Annotated in this window: 27 protein-coding genes, 2 pseudogenes and 1 riboswitch; of the genes and pseudogenes, 1 reads left to right on the top strand and 28 read right to left on the bottom strand. The window is 43.3% G+C overall.

Annotation, left to right across the window (positions count from 1 at the left end; genetic code table 11):
- Nucleotides 1-16: 16 nt before the first annotated feature.
- The 10 genes from BLW49_RS05640 to cysK all read right to left on the bottom strand — a co-directional run bounded on the left by BLW49_RS05640 (nucleotide 17) and on the right by cysK (nucleotide 9,047).
- Complete coding sequence (locus BLW49_RS05640) at nucleotides 17-1,780, bottom strand: methyl-accepting chemotaxis protein (RefSeq protein WP_090723583.1); 1,764 nt, start codon at nucleotides 1,778-1,780, stop codon at nucleotides 17-19.
- Nucleotides 1,781-1,945: 165 nt separating this feature from the next.
- A riboswitch (cyclic di-GMP riboswitch) is annotated at nucleotides 1,946-2,031 on the bottom strand.
- A gap of 285 nt (nucleotides 2,032-2,316) precedes the next feature.
- Nucleotides 2,317-2,811 (bottom strand): GNAT family N-acetyltransferase, encoded by a 495-nt coding sequence (locus BLW49_RS05645; protein WP_256209592.1) that lies wholly within the window; start codon nucleotides 2,809-2,811, stop codon nucleotides 2,317-2,319.
- A gap of 23 nt (nucleotides 2,812-2,834) precedes the next feature.
- Nucleotides 2,835-4,331 carry a GNAT family N-acetyltransferase gene (locus BLW49_RS05650; protein WP_143042069.1) on the bottom strand — a complete coding sequence of 499 codons (1,497 nt, stop codon included), beginning with the start codon at nucleotides 4,329-4,331 and terminating at the stop codon, nucleotides 2,835-2,837.
- 47 nt (nucleotides 4,332-4,378) lie between these two features.
- On the bottom strand, nucleotides 4,379-4,975 hold the full coding sequence (locus tag BLW49_RS05655; RefSeq protein WP_371264521.1) for a cysteine hydrolase family protein: 597 nt from the start codon (nucleotides 4,973-4,975) through the stop codon (nucleotides 4,379-4,381).
- 36 nt (nucleotides 4,976-5,011) lie between these two features.
- Nucleotides 5,012-5,506 carry an AAA family ATPase gene (locus tag BLW49_RS05660; protein WP_090723588.1) on the bottom strand — a complete coding sequence of 165 codons (495 nt, stop codon included), beginning with the start codon at nucleotides 5,504-5,506 and terminating at the stop codon, nucleotides 5,012-5,014.
- Between the two features lie 8 nt (nucleotides 5,507-5,514).
- Nucleotides 5,515-6,135: an NUDIX hydrolase gene (locus tag BLW49_RS05665; protein WP_090723589.1), complete on the bottom strand. Its 621-nt coding sequence runs from the start codon at nucleotides 6,133-6,135 to the stop codon at nucleotides 5,515-5,517.
- A gap of 28 nt (nucleotides 6,136-6,163) precedes the next feature.
- Nucleotides 6,164-6,715 carry a GrpB family protein gene (locus BLW49_RS05670; RefSeq protein WP_090723591.1) on the bottom strand — a complete coding sequence of 184 codons (552 nt, stop codon included), beginning with the start codon at nucleotides 6,713-6,715 and terminating at the stop codon, nucleotides 6,164-6,166.
- A gap of 58 nt (nucleotides 6,716-6,773) precedes the next feature.
- Entirely contained in the window at nucleotides 6,774-7,412 is a 639-nt protein-coding gene (locus BLW49_RS05675; RefSeq protein WP_090723593.1) for a DUF4085 family protein, read from the bottom strand.
- Nucleotides 7,413-7,443: 31 nt separating this feature from the next.
- The gene (locus tag BLW49_RS05680; protein ID WP_090723595.1) at nucleotides 7,444-8,079 is read right to left on the bottom strand and encodes a hypothetical protein; all 636 of its coding nucleotides are present in this window, start codon (nucleotides 8,077-8,079) and stop codon (nucleotides 7,444-7,446) included.
- Between the two features lie 32 nt (nucleotides 8,080-8,111).
- Nucleotides 8,112-9,047 (bottom strand): cysteine synthase A, encoded by a 936-nt coding sequence (cysK, locus tag BLW49_RS05685; RefSeq protein ID WP_090723596.1) that lies wholly within the window; start codon nucleotides 9,045-9,047, stop codon nucleotides 8,112-8,114.
- A 194-nt stretch (nucleotides 9,048-9,241) separates the two neighbouring features.
- On the opposite strand from cysK, the gene msrA reads away from it, so the two are divergent.
- Nucleotides 9,242-9,757 carry a peptide-methionine (S)-S-oxide reductase MsrA gene (gene msrA, locus BLW49_RS05690; RefSeq protein WP_047912017.1) on the top strand — a complete coding sequence of 172 codons (516 nt, stop codon included), beginning with the start codon at nucleotides 9,242-9,244 and terminating at the stop codon, nucleotides 9,755-9,757.
- A gap of 102 nt (nucleotides 9,758-9,859) precedes the next feature.
- Here the strand turns inward: msrA and BLW49_RS05695 are convergent, their stop codons facing one another.
- From BLW49_RS05695 to BLW49_RS05785, 18 genes and pseudogenes are all read right to left on the bottom strand, one after another.
- Complete coding sequence (locus BLW49_RS05695; protein ID WP_090723598.1) at nucleotides 9,860-10,729, bottom strand: phosphotransferase family protein; 870 nt, start codon at nucleotides 10,727-10,729, stop codon at nucleotides 9,860-9,862.
- A gap of 14 nt (nucleotides 10,730-10,743) precedes the next feature.
- The gene (locus BLW49_RS05700; protein ID WP_090723599.1) at nucleotides 10,744-11,712 is read right to left on the bottom strand and encodes an ROK family protein; all 969 of its coding nucleotides are present in this window, start codon (nucleotides 11,710-11,712) and stop codon (nucleotides 10,744-10,746) included.
- A gap of 391 nt (nucleotides 11,713-12,103) precedes the next feature.
- Nucleotides 12,104-12,652 (bottom strand): GNAT family N-acetyltransferase, encoded by a 549-nt coding sequence (locus tag BLW49_RS05710; RefSeq protein ID WP_090723602.1) that lies wholly within the window; start codon nucleotides 12,650-12,652, stop codon nucleotides 12,104-12,106.
- Between the two features lie 78 nt (nucleotides 12,653-12,730).
- The gene (locus tag BLW49_RS05715) at nucleotides 12,731-13,096 is read right to left on the bottom strand and encodes a DUF4180 domain-containing protein (RefSeq protein ID WP_090723604.1); all 366 of its coding nucleotides are present in this window, start codon (nucleotides 13,094-13,096) and stop codon (nucleotides 12,731-12,733) included.
- Between the two features lie 141 nt (nucleotides 13,097-13,237).
- Nucleotides 13,238-14,251: a GtrA family protein gene (locus BLW49_RS05720; protein ID WP_090723605.1), complete on the bottom strand. Its 1,014-nt coding sequence runs from the start codon at nucleotides 14,249-14,251 to the stop codon at nucleotides 13,238-13,240.
- Between the two features lies 1 nt (nucleotide 14,252).
- Complete coding sequence (locus BLW49_RS05725; RefSeq protein ID WP_090723607.1) at nucleotides 14,253-15,227, bottom strand: phosphodiester glycosidase family protein; 975 nt, start codon at nucleotides 15,225-15,227, stop codon at nucleotides 14,253-14,255.
- 190 nt (nucleotides 15,228-15,417) lie between these two features.
- Complete coding sequence (locus tag BLW49_RS05730; protein ID WP_090723608.1) at nucleotides 15,418-16,191, bottom strand: class I SAM-dependent methyltransferase; 774 nt, start codon at nucleotides 16,189-16,191, stop codon at nucleotides 15,418-15,420.
- Between the two features lie 77 nt (nucleotides 16,192-16,268).
- Nucleotides 16,269-16,850, bottom strand: a complete 582-nt coding sequence (locus BLW49_RS05735) for an O-methyltransferase (RefSeq protein ID WP_090723610.1) — start codon at nucleotides 16,848-16,850, stop codon at nucleotides 16,269-16,271.
- Between the two features lie 39 nt (nucleotides 16,851-16,889).
- Nucleotides 16,890-17,120: pseudogene (locus BLW49_RS29100) on the bottom strand (integrase); the annotation flags it as partial.
- A gap of 12 nt (nucleotides 17,121-17,132) precedes the next feature.
- Nucleotides 17,133-18,011, bottom strand: coding sequence for a class I SAM-dependent methyltransferase (locus BLW49_RS05745; RefSeq protein WP_090723612.1), 879 nt, complete (start codon nucleotides 18,009-18,011; stop codon nucleotides 17,133-17,135).
- A gap of 71 nt (nucleotides 18,012-18,082) precedes the next feature.
- Nucleotides 18,083-18,620 (bottom strand): annotated as a pseudogene (locus BLW49_RS05750) (hydrolase).
- Nucleotides 18,621-18,821: 201 nt separating this feature from the next.
- Nucleotides 18,822-19,343: a VanZ family protein gene (locus BLW49_RS05755; RefSeq protein WP_090723614.1), complete on the bottom strand. Its 522-nt coding sequence runs from the start codon at nucleotides 19,341-19,343 to the stop codon at nucleotides 18,822-18,824.
- 112 nt (nucleotides 19,344-19,455) lie between these two features.
- The gene (locus BLW49_RS05760; protein ID WP_076311859.1) at nucleotides 19,456-19,881 is read right to left on the bottom strand and encodes an NUDIX hydrolase; all 426 of its coding nucleotides are present in this window, start codon (nucleotides 19,879-19,881) and stop codon (nucleotides 19,456-19,458) included.
- 24 nt (nucleotides 19,882-19,905) lie between these two features.
- Nucleotides 19,906-20,400, bottom strand: a complete 495-nt coding sequence (locus BLW49_RS05765) for a GNAT family N-acetyltransferase (protein WP_090723615.1) — start codon at nucleotides 20,398-20,400, stop codon at nucleotides 19,906-19,908.
- A gap of 19 nt (nucleotides 20,401-20,419) precedes the next feature.
- The gene (locus BLW49_RS05770) at nucleotides 20,420-20,782 is read right to left on the bottom strand and encodes an NIPSNAP family protein (protein ID WP_090723617.1); all 363 of its coding nucleotides are present in this window, start codon (nucleotides 20,780-20,782) and stop codon (nucleotides 20,420-20,422) included.
- Nucleotides 20,783-20,828: 46 nt separating this feature from the next.
- The gene (locus BLW49_RS05775) at nucleotides 20,829-21,425 is read right to left on the bottom strand and encodes a YdcF family protein (protein ID WP_090723618.1); all 597 of its coding nucleotides are present in this window, start codon (nucleotides 21,423-21,425) and stop codon (nucleotides 20,829-20,831) included.
- 116 nt (nucleotides 21,426-21,541) lie between these two features.
- Complete coding sequence (locus BLW49_RS05780) at nucleotides 21,542-22,066, bottom strand: GNAT family N-acetyltransferase (protein ID WP_090723620.1); 525 nt, start codon at nucleotides 22,064-22,066, stop codon at nucleotides 21,542-21,544.
- Nucleotides 22,067-22,088: 22 nt separating this feature from the next.
- Nucleotides 22,089-22,406 carry a DUF5071 domain-containing protein gene (locus BLW49_RS05785; protein WP_090723623.1) on the bottom strand — a complete coding sequence of 106 codons (318 nt, stop codon included), beginning with the start codon at nucleotides 22,404-22,406 and terminating at the stop codon, nucleotides 22,089-22,091.
- Nucleotide 22,407: the final 1 nt, after the last annotated feature.

The following is a 22,407-nucleotide window of genomic DNA, read 5'->3' on the forward strand; positions in this document are numbered from 1 at the left end:
TATCAGCTCCCTTTATTTATTGCACTCTAAGTTTGTCTACTAATGTCTCTAATTCGCCTGCAACCTCGTTCATTTGTTCCGCTGAATCAAAAATCTTGGCAAAAGCAGCCTGCTGCTCTTGAGCACTACGCTCAATTTGACCGGAGACTACTGAATTCTTCTCAGCCATATCCGCAAGTGATTTGATTGAAGCCGTAATTTGCTCCGTTTCTGCAACCATCTGCTGTGTAGCGGCAGATACTTCTTGAATTTGGCTTGTGACGGAATCGGTTGAAATTAGAATGCCTTTGAAGATCGAGCCGGTTTCTTTGACGATCTCAATACCTTTGGCTACATTTTGCTCTCCATCACCAATGGCCTCTACAGCGAGAGCCGTCTCATCCTGGATGTATCCGATCAATTCTGCGATCTGATCTGCTGATTTCTTAGAGGCTTCGGACAGCTTCTTCACTTCATCCGCTACGACTGCAAATCCTCGTCCCTCTTCACCAGCTCTTGCCGCTTCAATACTAGCATTCAGAGACAACAGGTTCGTCTGTGAAGCAAGCTCTGTAATCACTTGAACGATCTGGCCAATTTCGCCGGAACGCATCTGCAGCTTCTCAATAATATCTACCGAGTTCTTAACCGAACGATTGATGGAGTTCATCTGCTCAATGACCTGATCTACATTCTGATGTCCTACCTCAGACTGCTCCTTCATCTGCAAAGAAATCTCGGACAGCTCGGAAGTATTCCCAGCAATCGTGGTTACACCCGATGAGATCTCTTCGAGCGAAACGACGCTCTCTGATATCGACACGCTTTGCTGCGCGACACTATTGGACATTTCTTCAATATTTTTCGTAATATCTACCGTATTTTCATTGTTAACTTCAACCGCACTGAACAAGAATTTAGATTGCTCCGCGGATTGCTCGGATACCCTCTTGATCGTAGTAACCAAACGGCCAATGTTACTTGCTGTGGTGTTGAATTTCTCGTTGACTTGTCCAAGCTCATCATCACTCGTTCTCAGCTGTACGGTAAAGTCACCCTTACTCAATTTGTCTAGTGCTCCCATCAGCTCTTTGATCGGCTTGAAGGTCTGTCTAATGGTGATATATTGCAATGCCAGAACGACAACTAGAGTAATAAGCAGTGCAAGAAGGGTATAAGTCAGCAGCTCCTGCTTGCCCGTTTCGATCAGACTTGCGTCCACATCAATTCCCATATATGCAAATACTTCGCCTGCTCCATTCACAAAGGGATACAGTACCGTGATCCATGTACCGTAATCATCTTTATAAGCAGCGGTGTAGGCAATTTCCTTGGTTTCGAGCATCTCCTTCACGCCGTCTGCATGAATTTGAGGCTGTGCGTACATGTCTCCAAGTGCCATATCTTCTGCAGCAAACATCTCAAGAACTGCCGTTGGCAGTGCAATAATCGAGGTTTGCGTACCTTCTTCCAGCTCCGGTCCAAAGATATAGCCTTGTGCTACATTCGGATGTGTCTTGGATAACTCATCAAATACAGCCGTAATTTGCTGTTGAATCGGAGATTTCGGATCCGGATTATTCTTCGCTGCTTCCGCATCTTCCACAGATACCTGGCTTCCCAGCGCCTCCATTAATTTTCCAGAATCGGATTGAAGCTGTTTGGTCAATACATTACCTTGAATAAACTGACTGCAGCCAATAACGACGGCACCTGTGATAATAATATAGAAGCTTGTGAGTATCATATTTCTAGCAACAATGCTCAGGTTTTTGAAGCTCCATTTTTTTAACTTACTCATGTCTGACAGTTCTCTCCCTACTCATCCATATGTAGTTTCTATTTCATCTTAAATTGCATGGTAAACCTTCCAGCCTTGGTCGTTGGTGCCTACTTCCTCCTTTCTCATGGATCGCTTTAATAAACAAAAAAATGAACCTATGGACAAAATAATGCCATGGCTCATTCAAGCAACTGGCTGACATTTCCTTCACGGAAGTAGTCCCTCTAGCTTTGCGTCACTGCTTTTCAACAGCTTTGCCACGTATTCAATTTACAAGTAGTGCTTAAGAACTATAAAATCTATATTCACTAAAAGTAAACTGGTGTTCACTTTTACTAATCGGCTTTTTTTGTTAGTTTTTTAATACTATAAGACTATTTTTTGCATAAAATCTCTATTCTCAATTTAAATATGCCCCCCCTCATAACCAGTTCCTAATTGCAGGGATTATTTCACATTTCATCAAAAAAAGTCCCCATCCATAAATGGATGGAGACTCGAACCCATTTTATAACCCCTAAAATAAAGAATTTAAAACGATCTTTGGAAAGGGATTATTCCTTCTCATACAAGTTGATCTTCCAGCCGTTATCCCAGTGAAGCAGCTTCTTATGGAAATATCCAGAGTTTACATAGTACTGATTCAGCCTTTCGTTGTCTGCCATGCAGTCCAGCCTAATCTGCTTCTTTCCTTTGCTTCTTATGTAATCCTCTGCCCACAACAGCAGCTCTCTGCCTATGCCTTGTCCAGAATGTGATCTCTTGACGGCAAACCTATGAATATATCCTGACGACGCCGCATCATTCAGCTCGCCCCAGACAACGGGGTCAGACCAGCAAATGTACAGCGTACCTATGATGTTACCCTCCGTTTTTGCTACATAAAGCTCCCGATTACGATCCATAATCAATTGTTCGGTCTTCGCGAGGTTAAATTCATCAGGATTCCACTGGTTGATCCCTTTGGCCTGTATCCAGCGGGCCGCACCTATCCACAGCTCTAATATTTCTGGACCATCCGTTAATCTTGCAGGAAGCACTTCAAGCATTTGTCGGCTCCTCACTTTCTGCATCAGCGAATTGTAAACCTCTGAATTCTCTTGCCTTGTTCGTATCTGACCATAAGATCCAGGCCAGCGGCTTCGGAAATTACCCGATTCCAGAATGCAATTGCTGGATAGTTATTTTCCAGCTGATTTAATTCCCATTTCCCTGTAATGGAACCAAATACAGCTCTGGCTGCCTGCTTGCCGACTCCGGCTCTTCTAAATTTGCGAAGGATGAAAAAGTGAGCCAGCTTATGGCTTCGCTCATCCTCCAATTGCTTAACAAGTACAAAGCCGGCGATCTCCCCGTTGGCCTTGATCAGATAAGCATTATAGCCGTCATGATTTTCCCAGTATTTATGAAGATCCGATAATATGGGATAAGTACCTTGTTCATTTATTCGCTCGTTCGTAAATTCAGTAAAATCATATATATAGAACTGCACCAGATTCTTTATTACTGTTTTATCTGTCATCAGTGCCTGTAATACTTCTACTTTCACATTTGTTTCGGATTTAGCTGCTTTGTTCACTAGAGCATTATTCTCATTAGGAAGTACCTTTACCATCTTATATCTTCCTGGTACCGGCTTATATCCCAGCAGGTCTCGATTGATGTGAAGCATGGGAAGATTCAGAGAGTCATTATTCGTACGCAAGTACTTGATCTTCAACTGCTCCGCAAGCTGTACAGCACTTACCTTCAATGCCAATCCGATCCCTCTGCCTCGGTACGCTTTATCTACCCCTGTATATTCATGGTACATGCTCTCCGTGGAAGTCTGATGCAGCAGTTGCGCTACTCCAACGTACCGATCTCCATCCAGGGCGATCAGCACATACTCGGGCCTTGAACCGGGCAGCTCCAAAGTCCATTTCTTCCATTCTTTAAAATCAAAATAATTTCCGCTAATTCCCGGAATATCCCGGCTCGTTACTTTATACAGCTCATACAGCTTCCGTTCGGCCTCGAGCTCTTCCATCTCGGATAAAGGTTTTATAGTTATTGACGTCGGAGGTGAAGGCAGCGATTTCAGACTATCCTTCGATAGCTCTAGGACAGATTCGAACTGATGTCTTTCTTGATCAAATCGACGATGCTCGGCAAATGCGATAGAGGAAGCATCATTATCGTTCACTTCATAATTCAGCTTGCTTGCTCCATTCAGGACAGCCCAATTCTCAAGCTCTGTGTACAGTGCTCGGCCAATGCCTTGCTTGCGGTAATCCGGATGAACGGCTAGAAGATGATTCAGCTCTCCTGCCTCGGTCCAAGGCGCTCTCCAGGATATCCCATAGCCCACAACCTCTCCCTTGTCATTCACAGCGACCAAGCGACAGCGGTCGAATCCAGCAAGCTGTCCGTCCTCATTGATCCATAGTGATCCGGTATCAGGAATTTTGGCATCCTCATCAGCCAGATTCTCTGCAGTTGTCGGTTCGGCGAAGACATAACCCAGAATCTCCGCGATGGAAGCAAAGTCGTCTGGTGTTCTGATTTTACGAATGATACAGCTCATCATGTTCCCCCAATCCATATTTCAGTGGCATAAAAAAAGCCCACCGTGTATTATTTCTTCGGGTGGGTAAGGCTTGCTGCAAATAACTCAACGACAGAATAAGATATGATCTGCCTGTCACGGTATGTCGTTTGAACTGCATCTTCTCTTGAGCTTAGAATACCGCCTTGAAGAACCGCCGTGTTGAAGCCTCTTTCGATGGCACCATTATATGTGAACAAGACACAGTGCTCTGCCGCAAAACCAGAAACGATGACAAGCTCTACACCTTTGTCTTTTAGCATCGATTCCAGCTCCGTTTGCCAAAATGCGTTAGAATTGACCTTGTTCATGGTGATATCTCCAGCTTCTATATGTATCTCCGGTATAAAATCATAGGTTGCATCGTCTGGATGGTCTGCACCTTCTATATCCTTGATATGAACGACAACCTGATCATTCACGCGAAGTCGATCCGCTACGTAATTGATATACTCACAGGCATTGTGCTTATCTTGCGGTTTAACCTGGTCCTTCAGTAATAGCTCCTGCATATCCACGATCAGTAAAGCAATCTTCAAATCGTATCCCCCATCCATTTTCAAATCCTGTAATTTACTATACTCCATCACGGTCCATTCGTCTTGGTAGTAAATTTCTATAACCATCTTGCCTTCTGCAGGCCAAACAATGTCTTGCTTATCTCAACTTGATCTAATGATATGCCGTACCTGCTCTACTACCTGATTCATTGTTACATTACTTGTATCTATTCGGTTAGTTTGCATATTCTTATAACCTTGGAGTCTATCTATGCTTCGCTTAATCTCTTCCTCGGTTCGCTGATCCTGCTCCATTCTCTTCCTCAAGGCAGTCTCCGAGCAAGTCAGCGTGATCGTTTCTACCTGAAACTCCAACCCGCTGAGTCTGTCCAGCAGTTCATCCCTGATCTCTTCCTTATGAAGAACCCAGCTTAGGATAACGTAGTCAAATGTGGAATTGGTAAGATAATTACGAAGCATATAGGTCATGTTATCTATGACCATCTGAATGTTCTCCTCACTGAACACCCAAGGATTCATCATCCAGCACCAGTCTCCATCGAGCCAGACGGATCTGTCCAGTGATTTATGGACCTCTTTGCTTACCGTTGTTTTACCGACACCCATCGTTCCGCTAATAATAATTAATTTCTTCATTGCTACCTCTAGTCACAAAATACGTCCCTTGAAGGATCTCTCAAGTAATTGAACAATGCCTTAATCTGCTTCTCGGTGTTTCTGTCGATTGAGAGCTCCGGCAAATGATCCTCATCAAAAAATCCAACATCTGACGTTTCCACACCTTCTTGAGGTTTGCCGCCTATGAGCTCACATCGTATAAACATCTTGTATACATAAAAGGGGGACGGCGGATGATCGTGGAACTTCTTATCATATACGCCAAGCAGGCGGACAGCCTTTACTTCATATCCGGATTCTTCCCGCACTTCCTTTACAACGACCTCTTTGGGAGACAGCCCGATATCCGCCCAGCCGCCAGGAAGCGCCCATGCTCCATCGATCTTTTCTTTCACCATTAGAATCTTATTGTCTTGAAAAACAACCCCGCGGACGTCCATCTTCGGTGTTGCATATCCAGTCTCACTCGCGAATAGGTCTCGGATCTGATCGACTTCCACATCCACATACTCTCTCATGATTTCGATGCTGAGTGCTCTAAGCTGCTCAAAACGCTCCAAGTCATATACGTCCTTCGAATAAGCCAGTCCGGTTTGACTAATGGCCTGAATCTGCTGTGCCCACGCGAGCCATTTAAGCTGCTCCATTTACGCCTCTCCCTTGTAATAGACTAGATTACAATATCAAGCCCTTGCTATGCAGTCTTGCAATCAATTGCTTATCTTCCCTCGCCTGCTGGATCGTCTGGATAATAAAATCCGATTTCCCTTCGGTATAGGCCACACGGTCATAGGTATGCGCTGCTTGCAGCTTCTTTTTGAGCCGATTATATTCCTGCTTGACCTCTTCATGGGATTTCAGATAATCGCGAAACAGCAACTGGTTGATCCAATGCGGACCCTTGAAACTGTACACATGCAAGTGATGGGTTCCAGCTCTCCATTTTCCTTTTCGAAAAAAGAGCCGCTCTGGAAATTCAGGCTTATGTACATATTCATATCCGATCCCTGCCAAACGTTCAATAACCGCCTCATTCACAAGACTAAGCTCCTCAACCCCGGCCATCATATCAATGGTGGGTTTGGAGTCCATACCAGGAACAGCGGTGCTGCCGATATGTTCAAGGAAGACAGGAAGACCTTCGAAGCTATATCGTATTTTCTTCTGTTCATGCTCGTAGTCCTGCATCCATTCCGCGTTGTATGAAGAAATAATGACTTGTTCCATAAATGTTTCCTTTCGTGAATACATATGTGTTCAGCTATTTGTCTGCACGGGTATGATCTCAATACTCAAATCGCTGGCTATAATGTGAAAAATATTCATGCTGTTCATCAGCATTCTCAAATAAGCCTCCTTCAGTTATATCAATTTCAGGGTATAGCAAGACATCCTTCATAATCCCCGGGTAGTTATTAAACACCTTCACTCCGGTAAAGCATAATTGGTACTGGTGCTCAGGATATCCGACGAGGTCAAGAAGAATATCCACCTGTTGATGCTCCGTCCGTACATCTATAATTCTAGCATCATGCAAGTGAAATTCCTTATCTAATCTTCGAACCTCTGCTGGCAGCTGCTCTTGTATGGAGCTATATTGTTCCCAGTAGCTGTCGCAGATTGTTTTCCATTTAAGGTCCCACTCCTTCTTCCATGCGCCGATCTCTGCCTTCATCTCCGGGCTATGTATATAGCAATCCATAATGCTCTCGTCATATACGTACTTTAACAAGTGAGCAGGCAAGAATTGCAGCATATGAGGGCGCAGCCATTCAAATCGGTCTCGTGACTCCTGATAGAAGTCCCTGCCTTCTGAAGCCAGCCATTGCATCTCCTCTTGGCGCTGTTCCTCCGATTCGAGGTAGCTTCCCATGCAGCCTCTGACCTGCATTTCGTTGTATAGATCTACTGTAAAATATCTCATTTTTTCTACTCTCCTACCCCTCCTACCCCTCCTATAGCGGATATTGAAGAAGAATCTGCTCACTCTTCAGCCCTTCATGAAAAAGATAATTATGGTCTGCGCCAACGACACATAGTATTTTTCGTTGCGGATTTGCCTTGATCGCATTCTTTGCCCGCTCAATCATAATCTGATTCCTGACGATCCATCTAAAATTCACTGCTGTCGGATTAACTTCATACATCCATTCATATTTTTGCTTCGTTACTTGATCAAATTCTGCGGAGTTAAATGGAATATTGCCATATGACCAAGTATCCATCTGTCTCTGGAACCATTCATCATCCAGCTTCTCAAGCTCTTGACGTTTCTCTTCTGGAAAAGGCACAAAAGGATCAAAATCATTCCATACATCCAGCTCAAACCAGTCAATCGGAACGAACTCTACCCCATGCTCCTCACAATAAGGAAAGATTAGCTCCCAGTACTCACTCGCTGGCTCACCCCAGTAGCCCTGCTCATGCTTGTTATTCAAGTACTTCTGCCAACTGTCAGGATGAACTTCACCGCAGATCAGGTCAGGCTCAAAGCGATGGATCACTTCTCGATATAGATCAAGAGAACAATGATACTGCTCTCTCAGGCTCTCATTATGAATTGTTCCCAGAATTCCAACCACGGGTCTCATGAACGCAGCCCAGCCCCTTCCTTTTTATTTTGTTATACATCTGGATATAAGGAGGTAGATAAGTATCTCTCACCTGTATCAGGGAGAATGATGACCATCGTCTTCCCTTTATTCTCAGGCCGTTTCGCAAGGGTTAATGCAGCAGACACTGCTGCCCCTGAGGAAATACCAACAAGAAGCCCTTCACTTCTAGCCAGCAGCCTTGAAACTTGCATCGCTTCATCATTTCTGACTGTAACAATCTCATCAATGACAGAGCGGTTAAAGTTGTCTGGAATAAATCCGGCACCGATGCCTTGTATGGAATGCAGTCCCTTTTTGCCGCCTGACAGCACTGGAGAATCATAAGGCTCCACAGCAACGACCTGAATGTTCTTGTTCTTATTCTTCAGAAATTCACCTACCCCGGAGATGGTACCTCCAGTACCTACACCCGCAACGAAGATATCAATGTTGCCTTCTGTATCTCTCCATATTTCTTCTGCTGTCGTTTGTTTATGTATTGCTGGATTAGCCGGGTTCTTGAATTGCTGAGGTATATAGGAGCCTGGTATTTCTGCCGCCAGTTCCTCTGCCTTCTTGATTGCTCCTGCCATTCCCTCTTGTGCCGGTGTAAGTACTAATTCAGCTCCTAGTGCAGTGAGCAGCTTACGACGCTCTACACTAAAGCTTTCCGGGAGCGTAATTATCAATTGATATCCTAGAGCAGCCGCAGCAAATGCCAATCCTACACCTGTATTGCCGCTGGTCGGTTCAATAAGAATTGAATCCTGCGTAATAACTCCGCGTTCCTCCGCATCTTTAATCATGGCATAGCCAATTCTGTCTTTTACACTTCCTGCTGGATTAAAGTACTCTAGCTTAGCATACATAGTAGATTCAATCTGTTGGACTTTTGAAAAATGACTTAATTCTAAGAGAGGTGTATTTCCAATAAGTTCGGTAAGGTTTTTCGCGATTCGGCTCAAGTTCATCCCTCCAGCTAGATAATACCAACCAACGAGGTGGGTTATACTAAAAAGCTAACATAGATGGAAAATAAATACAAACATATCTTGGATAATGGATTAGATTTGCGAGCATATCTGTCCCCAGCGGGAGAAATTTTGGTATACTGAATGACAACTATACATTAGTAGACTTACTGAAAGAGGTTAGACACATGGAAAAAGCGACATTTGCAGGCGGATGCTTCTGGTGCATGGTTACTCCATTTGAGGAGCTGCCCGGCATCCACGGTATCGTATCAGGTTACACAGGGGGTACTGTAGAGAATCCCACATATGAACAGGTCAAGACCGGAACGACAGGTCACTATGAAGTCGTCGAAATCACTTTTGATCCAGAGCTGTTTCCATACGAGAAGCTGCTGGAGTTGTTCTGGCCTCAAATTGATCCGACAGACGAAGGCGGGCAATTTCAAGATCGCGGCAGTCAGTACAAGACGGCTGTGTTCTATCATAATGAGCATCAACGAGAGCTTGCTCTGGCTTCCAAAAAAGAGGTTGCAGAAAGCGGGCGTTTTGATAAACCGATTGTCACTGAGATCCTGCCAGCGGCTACATTCTACCCTGCCGAAGAATATCATCAGGACTTCCATAAGAAGAATCAAAAGCATTATAAGGAAGACCGTGAGAAATCAGGCCGTGATGAATTTATTGCGGAAAATTGGAAGTAGAAAATCTCTGATATTATAAACTTCAAAAAGAGCCAGACACTGTAAAGTAAAGTGAATGCTTCGCTATTAAAGGTCTTGGCTCTTTTTTCATAGTTGTTTATATCACAGAATAACATCCGCTGTCAGATACTTGTTTTCATTAAATATGTTTCTGACCCGCTTCATCATGTCCTTTCCTTTTAAAAGATCGCTCCCTCTGCTGAGCAGCAATCCTCTGAGTGTCGCAATCGCTTCAAACAGCTCCAGCTCTTCATCCGTATAAGCGGTTGCAGATAAACAAGCGGCTCGATACACTGCTGCATTCCGGTCTCCTGCAAATATCCGCATAACAATGACAGACCAGGCGATATCATACCTTGCATCTCCCAACTGCCCATTGGTCCAATCGATGATCTTGTATTGACCTTCCTGCTCCAAAACATTGCCGAGATTAAAATCACCGTGAATCACACTGTGATGATTGAGATTTGCACGCTCCAGCAGCGGCATCAGCAGCCGCTTGATATCCTCATGCTGATCGATAGACGGATAAAAATAAGACATAAAATCGTATTTCGGCAATAAGTCGCTAAACTCCGTATCTACCGGCAGCTTATGTATATCAATCAACATTTTGGCGAGCTTACGAACAACCGCTGCACCCAATCGGGTAACCGGTGCTCCATCATAAGGAGTGAGCAGAACCTGATTGCCGTTCAGATCATAACCCCAGCCAAGCGGCCTGGACACGGGCATACTATAGCTATGCAGAAGCTCAAGCAGTTTATATTGACGCCGGATATCCGGTCTGGAATCGCGATTCCATATTTTGAGCACAAGGCTGTTTTCCTCTTCATCGGGCACGATCTGGAAAACTTCGGCTTCAAGACCCGCTTCTAACGCCGTCATCCCTTGAGAGCTGCCTGGCTTAAGCAGCACATCTACCTTGTCATCCTTTTCCTCCCAACGAATATCGAGCAGATAATGACTCATGGCGACACTCCTTTTTATCCATGTAATCTATCAAATGCATACGCTGCTGCGCCAATCATTCCTGCTCTTCCACCAAGCCGGGCTGGTTCAATTCTGCAGGCTTCTCTCGACAGCTGTAACGCATGGCGATGAACCGTTTCTCTCACCGTCCCCAGCAAACGCTCTCCTGCTGCAGACATACCTCCTCCAACAATAACGATCTCGGGATTAAATAGATTAATGACGTTAGCTAAACCGAACCCGAGAATTTCACCTGTCTCCTGCATTACTTCCCTGGCGGTCTGATCCTCCAGATCGTAAGCATCTGAGATCATCTTGGCTGTGATTTGGGTATCATCCCCCTGTACCCAATCCTGAATCATACTCTGCTGACCAGCAGACAGCTTCTCAAGCAGTGTATTCACCATCCCGACAGCCGAAGCATACCTTCCAAGACACCCTGAACTGCCGCATCTGCAAGGACGTCCCTCTCTATACATATTCATGTGTCCAATCTCACCTGCGCTGGAGGTCGTGCCATAGAGAACCTGTCCACCGCAGACAATCCCGGATCCAAGCCCTGTACCCAGTGTAATCAAGAAAATGTTCTGGTACCCTGCACCTGCCCCATGACGCCATTCTCCATATAGATTTACACGTACATCATTATCCATATAGACAGGGAAATTGAAATGCTCCTTCATACGATCCACAACCGGGATGTTTTCCCAATCTGGAAAATTCGGCGAAAAAATAGAGAACCCTGCTTGAGGATCCAGTAGTCCTGGAATTCCCATTCCCATAACCTCAATATCCGCCTGCGACAAATTTACGGAAGCGAGCAGTTTTTGCACCGTTTCTGCGATATTGGATAATACATAAGCTGGCCCTTTTGCAGCTTCCGTCGCCACGCTCAGCTCTATTACTGTCTCAAATTGTTTCGTGTAAATCGCTGCTTTCGTATTGGTTCCGCCGAGATCAACACCGATTAAATATTTGCTCATCTGTCTGCTCCTACACGTACTTAAGTATTTTTTAAGCTATAAAAAAGAGATCCCTATCGGACCTCCTTTTTGCATAAGCTTCATTATTTTCTATAAGCTTTGAATCCAAAATAACATAACAGAGAAATTATTGATATACCCGTCAACACCTCTACATACTCCGCTTTAGAGCTTGATGGGGAAATTTCAAATAGGAATAGAAAGGTGAATCCCGCTCCATCTGTTGGTCCGTTTATCAATAAAATACTTAGAATCATAGAAAAACCAAACACAAAAAGAGACAGCTTAGACCCATACTGCTCATCTTTCGATTTGAAAATAAAGATCAGAGAAAAGATAAAGCAAATAAACAATAATACCAACAACATGTCATCACCTGCTTCGATTAAGACTACTTGTCGATAAAATCGTTCACCTGACACAGCCATACCATGTGCACGGAGCCTGGTCCCCAATAATCCCGTACGGTAACATAAGGCTTGCCGAATTTTCGCAGCCACTTCTGCTGTGCCAGCTTATAGCCGCTGTCCAGGCAAAACTGTTCGACTCCCTGTTCATTCAGTAGAGTCAGCAGCGCCTTGATCAATGCAGAGCCTATACCCTGCCCCTGATAACTGGGGAGTACATATAAACTGCCGAGCTCACCCACATGATCGAGTGCATGCTCGGTGCACACTTTAATATCCTCTCCACAAGGCGAATACGAGATGGTGCCTACGACCACATCATCCTGCATCGCTGCGAGAAAAAGAGTACCTGCAGCATCCGATTGAAGCGCCTTCTGCAGAAGCTTTTTCTTAAGCTCAATTTCCCCGCGAAGATCCTCTTCCAGATGGGCGATGCCTTCTTTTTCAAACGTATCCGGTATGGTCTTCTCAAAAATATAATTAACCCTCTCAACATCAGCCGAACCCGCCGGTATGACCTGTACTTTGCTCAAGACATTGCTCCCTTCCTCCACATTTCAGATCTGCGATTATGAATTGCACTTGGCAGTCTATCTTTTTTGCGTGGCATGTTATACCCTGCTTAATTTCTCAACCGCCTGCTCCTCATGATCCAGGAAAAAGATATGTCGGCCCTTATTGCTCTCATATATAAAGTCCTTCAGACTCTTGCTCTCATAGATTGAATAATCCCCCACGATCGCGATATTCGTCTGGTAGTTTACAAACTTCTGCATGATCTCACCAGCCAGCTTCGTCTTCAGATCAAAAAACGGCTCCGCTATTGCTGATTTATGCAGGACAATCCGGCTGGAGCCCGTCTCATACTTCACCGTTGCCATAAGATCCAAGGCAGATTGAACATCTTCAATTAATACATCCATATCACGTACAACTGCAATCTCAACTCCATTGTGCTGAACAGTCGATATTTCCATCTTTATTCCTCCCGACTTCAATAGGACAAATTCCTATGCGCTTAAAGGACCAGCAGCACGCTTATCCCCACATTCTCATTAAACACGGAATATCCATTTTCCACAACCAATCCCCCTCAAGCATTTAAGCTAGTCGGTTAATTAATAGACGAACCTGCGCTGTGCCCAGTAGCTGAACACAAAGATGGATGCCTCCGTCAGTATCTTCGCAGCAAGCAGCGGAATGATTAATTTCTCATTGTAAAAGTACAATAGTCCATAATTCAGCAGCAATATGAGCAGGACAAGTGCAAAGTACTTGGGAAAGGATTGATAAACTCTCTTCGTATGGCCTCCCGTGAACACATATCTTCGATTCATAGAATAGTTGAATACAGAGCTGCACAGCCTTGCAACGACCACCGATAATAATAGACTGCTGCTGAAATAATGAACGATGAACAATAATGCAAAATCAAGAAGTGCAGAGATCAGCGACGAAGTGCTGAACAGCAGAATCGGATAATAGATCCGCAGCGAATCGGCAACAGGTCGAAAGTGAGAGGATTTATTTTCATCCAAATAAACCGTATCTATATATTCCTCCGTAATGGGATAGCCTGCTGTGTTCGCGGTCAGCAGCATGTTCATCTCATATTCGAATCGCTCGCCAGGGAGATCTGAGAGCCAGCTCAGCATGGATAAGGGAAATCCGCGCAGTCCCGTCTGTGTATCGTATACTTTATTTCCTGTCGTCAGTTTAAAAACAGCTCTCGTGACCGTATTCCCGAACCGGCTTCGGAGAGGTACCTTGCCGCTGAAGCGCCGGCTGCCGAGCACCATGCCAGGTACTGTCTGCTTCTGCACGGCTTCATATATCCGCTGTATATCATGTGGAAGATGCTGACCGTCACTGTCGGCCGTAATGATGGGACCCGGGAGTCCGGCTCTCTGAATATGCGCAAAGCCTGTTTTTAATGCGAGTCCTTTACCCAGATTGGCCTCATGCGTGAGGACGGTACACCTTAGGGATTCTACCAATGTAAAAATCTTACTGTATGCCGGCCCGCTGCCATCGTCGATAACGACAATTGGGCCAAGCTCACAGTTTAGAAGCTGAATAATCAAATCAAGCAAGCGGTCATCCGGTTCATAGGCTGGAATTAGAATGGTCATCTCATTCTCCCTCCGCTACATACAAGATATCGCTGACCCCGCGTTCTTCATTTTTACCTTGAGGATTGTTCACGACCCTGCCCATGAATACCATCGTAGAGGAGCCGCCGCCGTCCAGATTATAAGCCTCTGTTGCACCGAGGTTATCCATTAGCTGTGCAAGCTCGTCCAGCGTCATTCCGCGGCTGTAGCCTTTATTTCGCCCATCCACCACGACAAAAACATAATGATTCGGTTCAATCATACCGATCGCTGTCCGCGGGTTCGCAGCCTGAATGGAACGGTTGCCGAAATTGCTGTCAATCTTGACATGACTGAAATCTCCCGTGATTTCACCGTCCTGTATGAGAATCGGTCCAAAGGAAAGCGTATGGACTGCCCCGTCAGCCAGCAGCTCAGAGGAAGAAACCTCGGTCTCGTTATACGTCTGCATGGAGCCATCCGCAAACAATGCCATCGCATCTCTCACCGGGCTGTCTCGATAGAGCGTTCCATTGCGAATAATGACTCCATCGCTTCGAAAACCATAGTAGTCTCCATTGATCGCGAAGATCGCATTTTTGCCTGAAGCAATAGCCGAGGTATTCTCGATAATATTCGTTCCAAAGCTGTCATTCGCGAATGCTGTGCGTAAGAGTTCCGCATTCTTAAGTAAGACATCGGCAACATAGTAAGTAATCTGGTCCTCACCCGAACCCGTTTGTACCTGGTCGATCTGAATCTGAATATCATTACTCGTATAATTCCAGTCATCATACTCTTCGTCAGTAGTGGATGCAGAGGAATTGCTAGACTCGGCTGTACCAGCTGCTTGATTAGACTCCACTGTCTCATCCGTGACCACAACCTCAACGTGCTCAATAAGATAGCGATCAGCAAGTCCATATAATATAACCCCCACGATGATTAGAATCATTAGGGAGATGAGCATCCCTTTTCTTTTCCGTATTTGACCAAGCTTCAGATCGGCTCTCATAAGAAGTCCCCTTTACATATATTCTAAGGCTGAGTATATAAAGGGTTGCTTAAATGAATCTGAAACAAAGATCCAATGCACTGACGGTTAGAACGAATCTCGCATCGATCTTCAGATACGGAAGTGCAAAAAAAAGATGGCTTTCTCTCCTTAATTGAGAAAAACCATCTTGTATACTTTTCACAATCAGCTAAGCTTTTGCCGCTAAATATAAGGCAACTCTATGCTCCTTATGAATTGTACCACCTGCTCGGTCAACGGACTCCTGGATTCGATGGAACAACTCATCTTTAACTGATTTTGGAAGCTGTCTGTGCTTGGAGTTTGTATTCAGCAAGGATACATAAGCGGAGCTGGTGAGTGTATGTATTTCCCTATACTCTATTACACGCAGATTCTTAAAGAACCCCGACTTGTCAGTGATCACTCTTCTGTCTTCAATAATCTCCTCAGGAGTAGGCAGCGCAGCGTCATCCAAATGAGGAGCAAGTCTGCGGTAGTGAAGACGAATTTCCTGGTGGAGGTCATCGTACATCGGAATATGTACCGTCCAGAAGAAAGCCATTGAACCGTTATGTTTAAGCAGCTCCCACACTCTCCGATATCCGAATTCAGGCTCAATGAAATGAAAGGCCGTTCCCGAAATCGCGAGGTCAAAAGGTGAACCCTCTCCATTCCAATCCTCAAACGCGGTATGAAGTACTTTTACTGAGGGATATCCTTTGAATTTCTCGGCAGTAAACTGTGCTAGTTGGTCACCAAGCTCAACACAGGTGATGTCCGTAAAACCTTTATCTACGAAGCCTCCAGTCGCTTGACCTGTTCCGCAGCCGATTTCTAAGATCCTTTGGCCTTGTTTCAGACCGGAATAATCAGTAATATCATCGAACATTTCTTTGGGATAAGCGGGTCTGAACCTCTCATATTCACTAACGATATAATTGAAGGTTTCTTTATTCTCCATACTGCTCCGCCTCCAGCCTGAATTAACTTCTAACTATACATAACTTAATATCGGTCGAGGTCATTGATTGCTCTTAGTCAGCTCTTCTTCGTCATCAAGATGAGTCCCGTGGACCAATTGAGCTTAGACAGATGGAAATCCTCTCTTGATTCCAGATACGATACTAACTTGGATACCTTATCCTCATGGTCTTCAGGCCAATTCGGCTGCGGGTTCAGATCATCAATAATATACATTCCTCCAGGCTTGACCATATCAAGCACCTCTTCCACCAGATAAAACTTGCCTGGCCATGTATCAGCGAAGATGACATCATATTGTTTGGATTTATGTTCTTCTATGTATTCGCCGCCATCCTGAGCAAATAGATGTAACCGAGGATCATCCCCCAGCACTTCCCTCGCAATATTCGAGCATTGCTCATCCATCTCAACAGAATACAGCCTGCTGTCCTGGTCCATTCCATCAAGAAGCCAAGCTGTAGAGTGACCTACACCTGTTCCTAATTCCAAAATGGTGCTCTGCCTGCGATTTGCGACTAACATCCGAAGGAAGCTGCCTGTTAAATCATCACACGAAGCCGTGAAGCCATATTCTGCAGCACATTTACTCACTCGTTCTGCATGGATCGGGCGCTGAATACCTTGTAATTCGTCCATGGATAAGCCTCCTTTTATTACCTTGAGCTAACTTAATCGTTATACCTTCATTCTCTTTTTGATCATTCTGATTTGTCCTCTATGATTGATTTCATCTTCAAAGACGTGGAACCACATAAAGTAATAATTTGCTTGTTTGTCATACCAGAATTGCTCCTCATGATGAAGCCAATCATCATTTACGGAATTAAAATACTTAAGTGTTCTATTTCTTACTTCTTCCAATTTGTTAAGGTAAAATGTGAGTTCATGCCCTCTGATCTGTTCTTGCGTTCAACGCTGCTACCTATTAACAATCCCGAAGGAAATCTTCATGTTGGGTGCGTAGGTTAACCAGGATTGATCATTAAATTGTTTGGAGAATAACCGTTCAGCATCGTACTGCCTTCTTGTCTCTTCCGCTGTCAACCCTCTCTCTATCAGATTGATCTCAACCTGTTCGTAATCACCTGGATCTTGGCCTAGTCCATCTGCACTTAATGCTTCAAAGAGCTTATTCTTCATCGTTAAATCCATGTGCTGATCTAAAAAGTTTACCCGATCACTGACCCGGCACTGTACGTCCTGTAAACCTAGCTGGCTAAGAAGTACAGGTAATCTCATGCCGATATTTCCGTCTTTGCTCTTACTTCTTCTGTCTGCTTCAAACAGTTTTTGAAGTATTCCCAGCTGTATGATATCGGATTGTTCCTGCCCTTCGAAATAATAGTTCGACATATTTGAAATCCAATGAGGCTCAAAGCATATAACCCTGCCCGAATTTACTACGCTATCGATCATCCTCTGAAGAATAATAGATGGTTCAGCGATATGTAACAAAAAGGCGTGACTCATCGCAATATCATACTTGCCATCTACGGACTGTTCTTCAAGATCAGCTACGATAAATTCTGTTGTATACGGTAAGCGAGAGAATAATTCTTTTGCTTCATCAATCAAATCCTGGCCTTTATCTATCCCCGTATACGTTGATCCTTCTGGCAATAAAGGCAGCAGCTTTAAACCGAGGTAGCCATATCCGCAGCCGTAATCTACCACATTTACAGGCTTATGAATGTTCCACACTTTTTGCACTAGAAATTCTAGATAGTCATCGTTGTAGTACAGCCATCGCGTATTTCTAAGGTATTCGATTTGAGTATCCCAATAATATTCGGACATTGTGCAGCCCCTTTACTCATTGTTAGTATTTATTTTATTTAGCACGCAGCATCTTTTCTGTGGGGTTAAAATTAGACCACATCAAGCATTGGCTTTAAATGAAGTAATCCCATATCCACCGATGTTTCGATATAACCCAAGATTTGAACAAACGTGAATACTTGAAGCTGCTGTTTGTTGACTTCGTCTTTGTCGTATTCCATATCACCTAGTACATAAGGGAGGAAAAGTTCAACGTCCTTGGACTTCACCTCTTCCAAATCCATAACGGCAGGAACATCACTGAGCATTTCCTTCAGTATATTTGTAAATCCATAGTGTTCTAACAATTTCCCGTTCAATGTTTGAAAGTCTTTATGATATATAGGGTATAAATCTGGATCCGCTTCCATTCTGTTTTTCAACCATGAGAGGTTAAATCCTCTGAGCCAGATATCATCCGCAATTAGAAGTGTAAAATATCCTAATATATACTGTTGCTCCGCCTGTGAGCTATATTTATGTAAAAATCCTTTATAATCTATGAATCTTGAAGAGCGTCCGGTCTTCCATGGACAAACTCTCTGCAATTCGATTGGCAATAATCAAGTGCATGATCCTTGAACCCATATGCTTCCTCGCCTTCTTCTGTTATTTCTATAGCCCTTTCAATTTCCATCAGCATTCTAAATCATATAATAATTGTAAATTTTGTTCAATCGAAACCTACTTAAAAAACCACTTTTACTTCCAAGTGATCCCCATAAAGCATGGGCTCTCGAGTTCTAATTGTTCCTGTAAGGTTCAATTAGGCCTGAGAGCCTCATCCTTCTAAAAACCATTCACTATAAAAATCAAACTCATAAATAATATCAAGCCAATCGTTCCAACAGCCGCAAGGATGTTAATAATCTTGTCAGCTCTGAACTTCGTCCGGACTAGCTTTAGCAGTAAATGATACAGCCCAATTCCAATAACACCACCAAGCGTATTGTTGATAAGATCCGTTATGTCACTTGCACCAATGGCAAACATATATTGAAGCAGTTCATATACCAGACTTATAGCTGCAATAGTCGCTGCTCTTTTGAGAAATGACCATTTCGTCAGCATGCTTAGATATATCCCAACAGGAACAAAAGCAATCATGTTATATAGCAGCTCTTGTATATCTAATTCATTGTTAACGATGACCGACTCGCCAAATGGAACCAGGTTAATGTTTCTGATCTCAGGTAAATCCTGTGCTGAGAATGCCATTTTGAATACGATAATCCAGGTTAACAGCAAAATATAAACTGCAAATAGCAACCAAGTTAGCTTTGTACCTCGTTCTCGTTGTGTTGTTTTCATTTTCTCTCCCTCTCTAGACAATCATCTCACTGACGAATCAACTCTATAACGATTGAAGCTGCGAATAAGTTTGATTCTCTATATTGAAATTATTGTCAGGCGGGGGGATTGTTCAAATATTGTTATTATCCATAAATTCAATACAAAAAGGCTGCGTTTCGGGCTTCAAACAATACTCTATTCTTTTTCTAAAATCTTTCCATTGTACTTTCTCTAACGCTTCTTCAATGGGGAAAAATCCACATTCCAGGCTCTCCGGTGAACATGTTAATTCGCCTCCGATGGGCTTTGCTAAAAATAGTGTATTACAAATCGAGTTCCCAACATTCTGAAATATCCCGCAAAATTTAATAATTTCAATGTCTATTCCTGATTCTTCCTTCGTCTCTCGTATTGCGGCCTGACTCAAAGATTCTCCTATCTCTACTTGTCCTCCAGGCATTTCCCAGCCTCTTCTTGGTCCTCTGATCAGTAATATTTCGTTATTATCATTGACTACAACGGCAGCTGCCGAAACAATATGCTTTGGTGGGTGCATGACGCTACTCCTTCATTTTTGAGATTACTTATTTATTTTAGCAACCATGGTTATGGATGTGCCTACCTTACCTGTCTCTTCGAAGCAAAATCGCTGGTAAAGTTTCATTGCTGCTTCATTGTGTGGATCTACACTTAATGAGATTCTTTCAATGTTCTTCTTCCTGGCTTCTTTAAAGAGTTCATTCATCAAAGCGCTTCCAATTCCGATTCCTCTGTATTCTTCTAAGATCGCCATTCCGAGCTCCGGCACGTCATTATCGACATACCCAAAGCCTTTATTACTCTCATGAAAGTATCGGGCTGTTATTGATCCAACCGGCTTGTCTTGTTCATCCATTGCTATGAATCCAAAATCTCCATCCCGTCCCCAGCCTTCTACATACTTCGAAAGGTGTGGGTCATTGATCATTTCTCTGCTGAACGGCTCCTGCCCCTCTGGAACAAACAGTGATTCGTACAACATATCCCATAAAAATGTAACATCTTCTGCTTCAATTGGTCTGATTCTATAATTCATCGTTTGTTACCACCTTCACCTATAATAAAGTCTTTAAAATGGTCCGTTCCCTGTCTACTGTTGTTGTGAAGAACTCCTGTTTAATCTCCTGCAATTCTTCCTTAAGCTTATCTCTTCCAATGGCATCAAATCGTTGTTGAACCTTGCTGATATGTTCCTCGTCGGACTTAATCTTGCTCTCAATCTCATCATATTGCTCTAACGAATCATATTCCCACATGGCGAAGATCTCACTAGTATCTTCATTCAATGTGGTTTGCCATCTCCCAATCAGTCTAGCTCCATACTTCTGTTGAGCAGGCAACAAGATATCATTGAATAACGAATTAAACTCATCTACGATTGAATTAGCAACAATATACGTCTTCCTCCGATAAATCATTTTCCACGCCTACTCTCGCAGTTTTTGTATACGTACTTTTGTTGAGTTAAACTTCGAAATCTTGTATCTTACCATTTTTCGTGTAATAGATAAGCCCTTCCACTTCTTTCATTACTCTTTGAGTACCTTGCTGACTTTCCCACCAGTTCGTAGGTCTCGTGCTCTTATCTTGAGCAGGACATAATGAGTACTCAATATGTTCAGGCAAATAGGTCTTCAATGTTAAGTAGCAGCGTCGGATATGATAAAAAGTAGTGACGATCAGAATTCTTTTTATATGATTTAATCCGAAATACGGATCCAGTACTTCTCTGGATTTCAAGACATTATCTATCGTGTTCTTGGATAGGGTCTCAACGATAATATCTTGTTCAGGTACCCCGAGCTCGATGGCTCTATTCTTCATTAATATGGCTTCGGGCACCTCGAGTGCTCCACCAGACATTAATATCTTTGAGGAACGTCCAGAATTATATAAATTAACTGCGTGTGGAACTCGATATTTACTGGCCGACACACTGCCAAATACAAAAATAACATCGCCGTTCTCGCCATCATCCTCAATTCCACGGAATAGAATGCGGGTTAGTAAATCTTTATCATCCAAAGTGATACGATCCAAAGACATATCCGATATTTTCATTTCCCGATCCTCTCGTTTATTGTGATCTTCGACCTGTCGTTCTCGATTGATGAAATAAACACTAATATAATAAGCAGCTCAGAAACATTATTTATATTCGACTTTATAGTCATATTTCACATGCGTTTATGTATGTCTGGCACTTCATTGTTTGCCTTTAATTTCATCAATACAAAATCAATTTTTTCTTCTCCTACTCGACTTTTGAAACATTGAGACTTTACAAATCCAACCCGTTCATAGACTTTAATTGCCCGTTCGTTAAATGTAGCCACAACAAGTTGAATCTTAGATATTTGATATTCCTCTATAATAAACTTGATAGAAGCTTCCAAGAAGTTTGCACCATTACCCATCCCCGTGCGTGAAGGAGCTAATCCCAGCCCAAGGTCTAAACATTTATCATCATTGTAAATTCCTATTTCATAACCTCCCGATACACGGGCTGATTCTCCAATACAAATAAATCCACACAGCTCATTATCACTATTTAATACGTAATAATATTCACCATTCATTAACTCCGAGATCGTTTCCTCGCTGCCATCCATGTTATAGAAAGAGTAAGATTCTTTATATGTCCATTCAGCAATGGACGCAGCGTATACTTCTGTCATTAAATAGTAGCGAAAGGATTGCATAACTCTTTATTTCTCCCTTCCTTTAGAATAAACTTTCATAAATCTCTTTAGCGCCCTCGTTAATTTCGCTTAATATTTCGCTCGGTGTTGGATTCTGAATGATTCTCAGCAGATCTTCTCTTACTTCGTTATGGAGATCCGCATTCAGATCATCCGCTTTGAATCTTGGAAGCACCGTACATAATTCTTGTGCAACAGGCCAATTAATATCCTGCAGCCATTCAAATAAATCATCCATAATTGAACTAACATCCATTTCACTGGGATCAAGTTCTTTCAACTTATCAATGACCTCTAAATCATGTTTATGTTTTGGAACTAGCTGTTGGAGATCATTCATT

This window comes from Paenibacillus sp. PDC88, from assembly GCF_900106725.1.
GTDB lineage: Bacteria > Bacillota > Bacilli > Paenibacillales > Paenibacillaceae > Paenibacillus > Paenibacillus shunpengii.

Bases quoted from the DNA above. Each gene is read 5' to 3' on its own strand.
- BLW49_RS05645 (WP_256209592.1), bottom strand. From the start codon at position 2,811: ATGCTTGAAGTGCTTCCTGCAAGATTAACGGATGGTCCAGAAATATTA.
- BLW49_RS05725 (WP_090723607.1), bottom strand. From the start codon at position 15,227: ATGAGAGCCGATCTGAAGCTTGGTCAAATACGGAAAAGAAAAGGGATG.
- BLW49_RS05695 (WP_090723598.1), bottom strand. From the start codon at position 10,729: ATGAGTCATTATCTGCTCGATATTCGTTGGGAGGAAAAGGATGACAAG.
- BLW49_RS05785 (WP_090723623.1), bottom strand. From the start codon at position 22,406: ATGAATGATCTCCAACAGCTAGTTCCAAAACATAAACATGATTTAGAG.
- BLW49_RS05775 (WP_090723618.1), bottom strand. From the start codon at position 21,425: ATGAAAATATCGGATATGTCTTTGGATCGTATCACTTTGGATGATAAA.
- BLW49_RS05755 (WP_090723614.1), bottom strand. From the start codon at position 19,343: ATGAAAACAACACAACGAGAACGAGGTACAAAGCTAACTTGGTTGCTA.
- BLW49_RS05765 (WP_090723615.1), bottom strand. From the start codon at position 20,400: ATGAATTATAGAATCAGACCAATTGAAGCAGAAGATGTTACATTTTTA.
- BLW49_RS05655 (WP_371264521.1), bottom strand. From the start codon at position 4,975: ATGGTTATAGAAATTTACTACCAAGACGAATGGACCGTGATGGAGTAT.
- BLW49_RS05640 (WP_090723583.1), bottom strand. From the start codon at position 1,780: ATGAGTAAGTTAAAAAAATGGAGCTTCAAAAACCTGAGCATTGTTGCT.
- BLW49_RS05675 (WP_090723593.1), bottom strand. From the start codon at position 7,412: ATGAGATATTTTACAGTAGATCTATACAACGAAATGCAGGTCAGAGGC.
- BLW49_RS05670 (WP_090723591.1), bottom strand. From the start codon at position 6,715: ATGGAACAAGTCATTATTTCTTCATACAACGCGGAATGGATGCAGGAC.
- BLW49_RS05650 (WP_143042069.1), bottom strand. From the start codon at position 4,331: ATGATGAGCTGTATCATTCGTAAAATCAGAACACCAGACGACTTTGCT.
- BLW49_RS05660 (WP_090723588.1), bottom strand. From the start codon at position 5,506: ATGAAGAAATTAATTATTATTAGCGGAACGATGGGTGTCGGTAAAACA.
- BLW49_RS05730 (WP_090723608.1), bottom strand. From the start codon at position 16,191: ATGGAGAATAAAGAAACCTTCAATTATATCGTTAGTGAATATGAGAGG.
- BLW49_RS05680 (WP_090723595.1), bottom strand. From the start codon at position 8,079: ATGAGACCCGTGGTTGGAATTCTGGGAACAATTCATAATGAGAGCCTG.
- BLW49_RS05770 (WP_090723617.1), bottom strand. From the start codon at position 20,782: ATGATTTATCGGAGGAAGACGTATATTGTTGCTAATTCAATCGTAGAT.
- BLW49_RS05780 (WP_090723620.1), bottom strand. From the start codon at position 22,066: ATGCAATCCTTTCGCTACTATTTAATGACAGAAGTATACGCTGCGTCC.
- BLW49_RS05735 (WP_090723610.1), bottom strand. From the start codon at position 16,850: ATGGACGAATTACAAGGTATTCAGCGCCCGATCCATGCAGAACGAGTG.
- BLW49_RS05720 (WP_090723605.1), bottom strand. From the start codon at position 14,251: ATGACCATTCTAATTCCAGCCTATGAACCGGATGACCGCTTGCTTGAT.
- BLW49_RS05745 (WP_090723612.1), bottom strand. From the start codon at position 18,011: ATGTCCGAATATTATTGGGATACTCAAATCGAATACCTTAGAAATACG.
- BLW49_RS05715 (WP_090723604.1), bottom strand. From the start codon at position 13,096: ATGGAAATATCGACTGTTCAGCACAATGGAGTTGAGATTGCAGTTGTA.
- BLW49_RS05665 (WP_090723589.1), bottom strand. From the start codon at position 6,135: ATGGAGCAGCTTAAATGGCTCGCGTGGGCACAGCAGATTCAGGCCATT.
- BLW49_RS05760 (WP_076311859.1), bottom strand. From the start codon at position 19,881: ATGCACCCACCAAAGCATATTGTTTCGGCAGCTGCCGTTGTAGTCAAT.
- BLW49_RS05700 (WP_090723599.1), bottom strand. From the start codon at position 11,712: ATGAGCAAATATTTAATCGGTGTTGATCTCGGCGGAACCAATACGAAA.
- msrA (WP_047912017.1), top strand. From the start codon at position 9,242: ATGGAAAAAGCGACATTTGCAGGCGGATGCTTCTGGTGCATGGTTACT.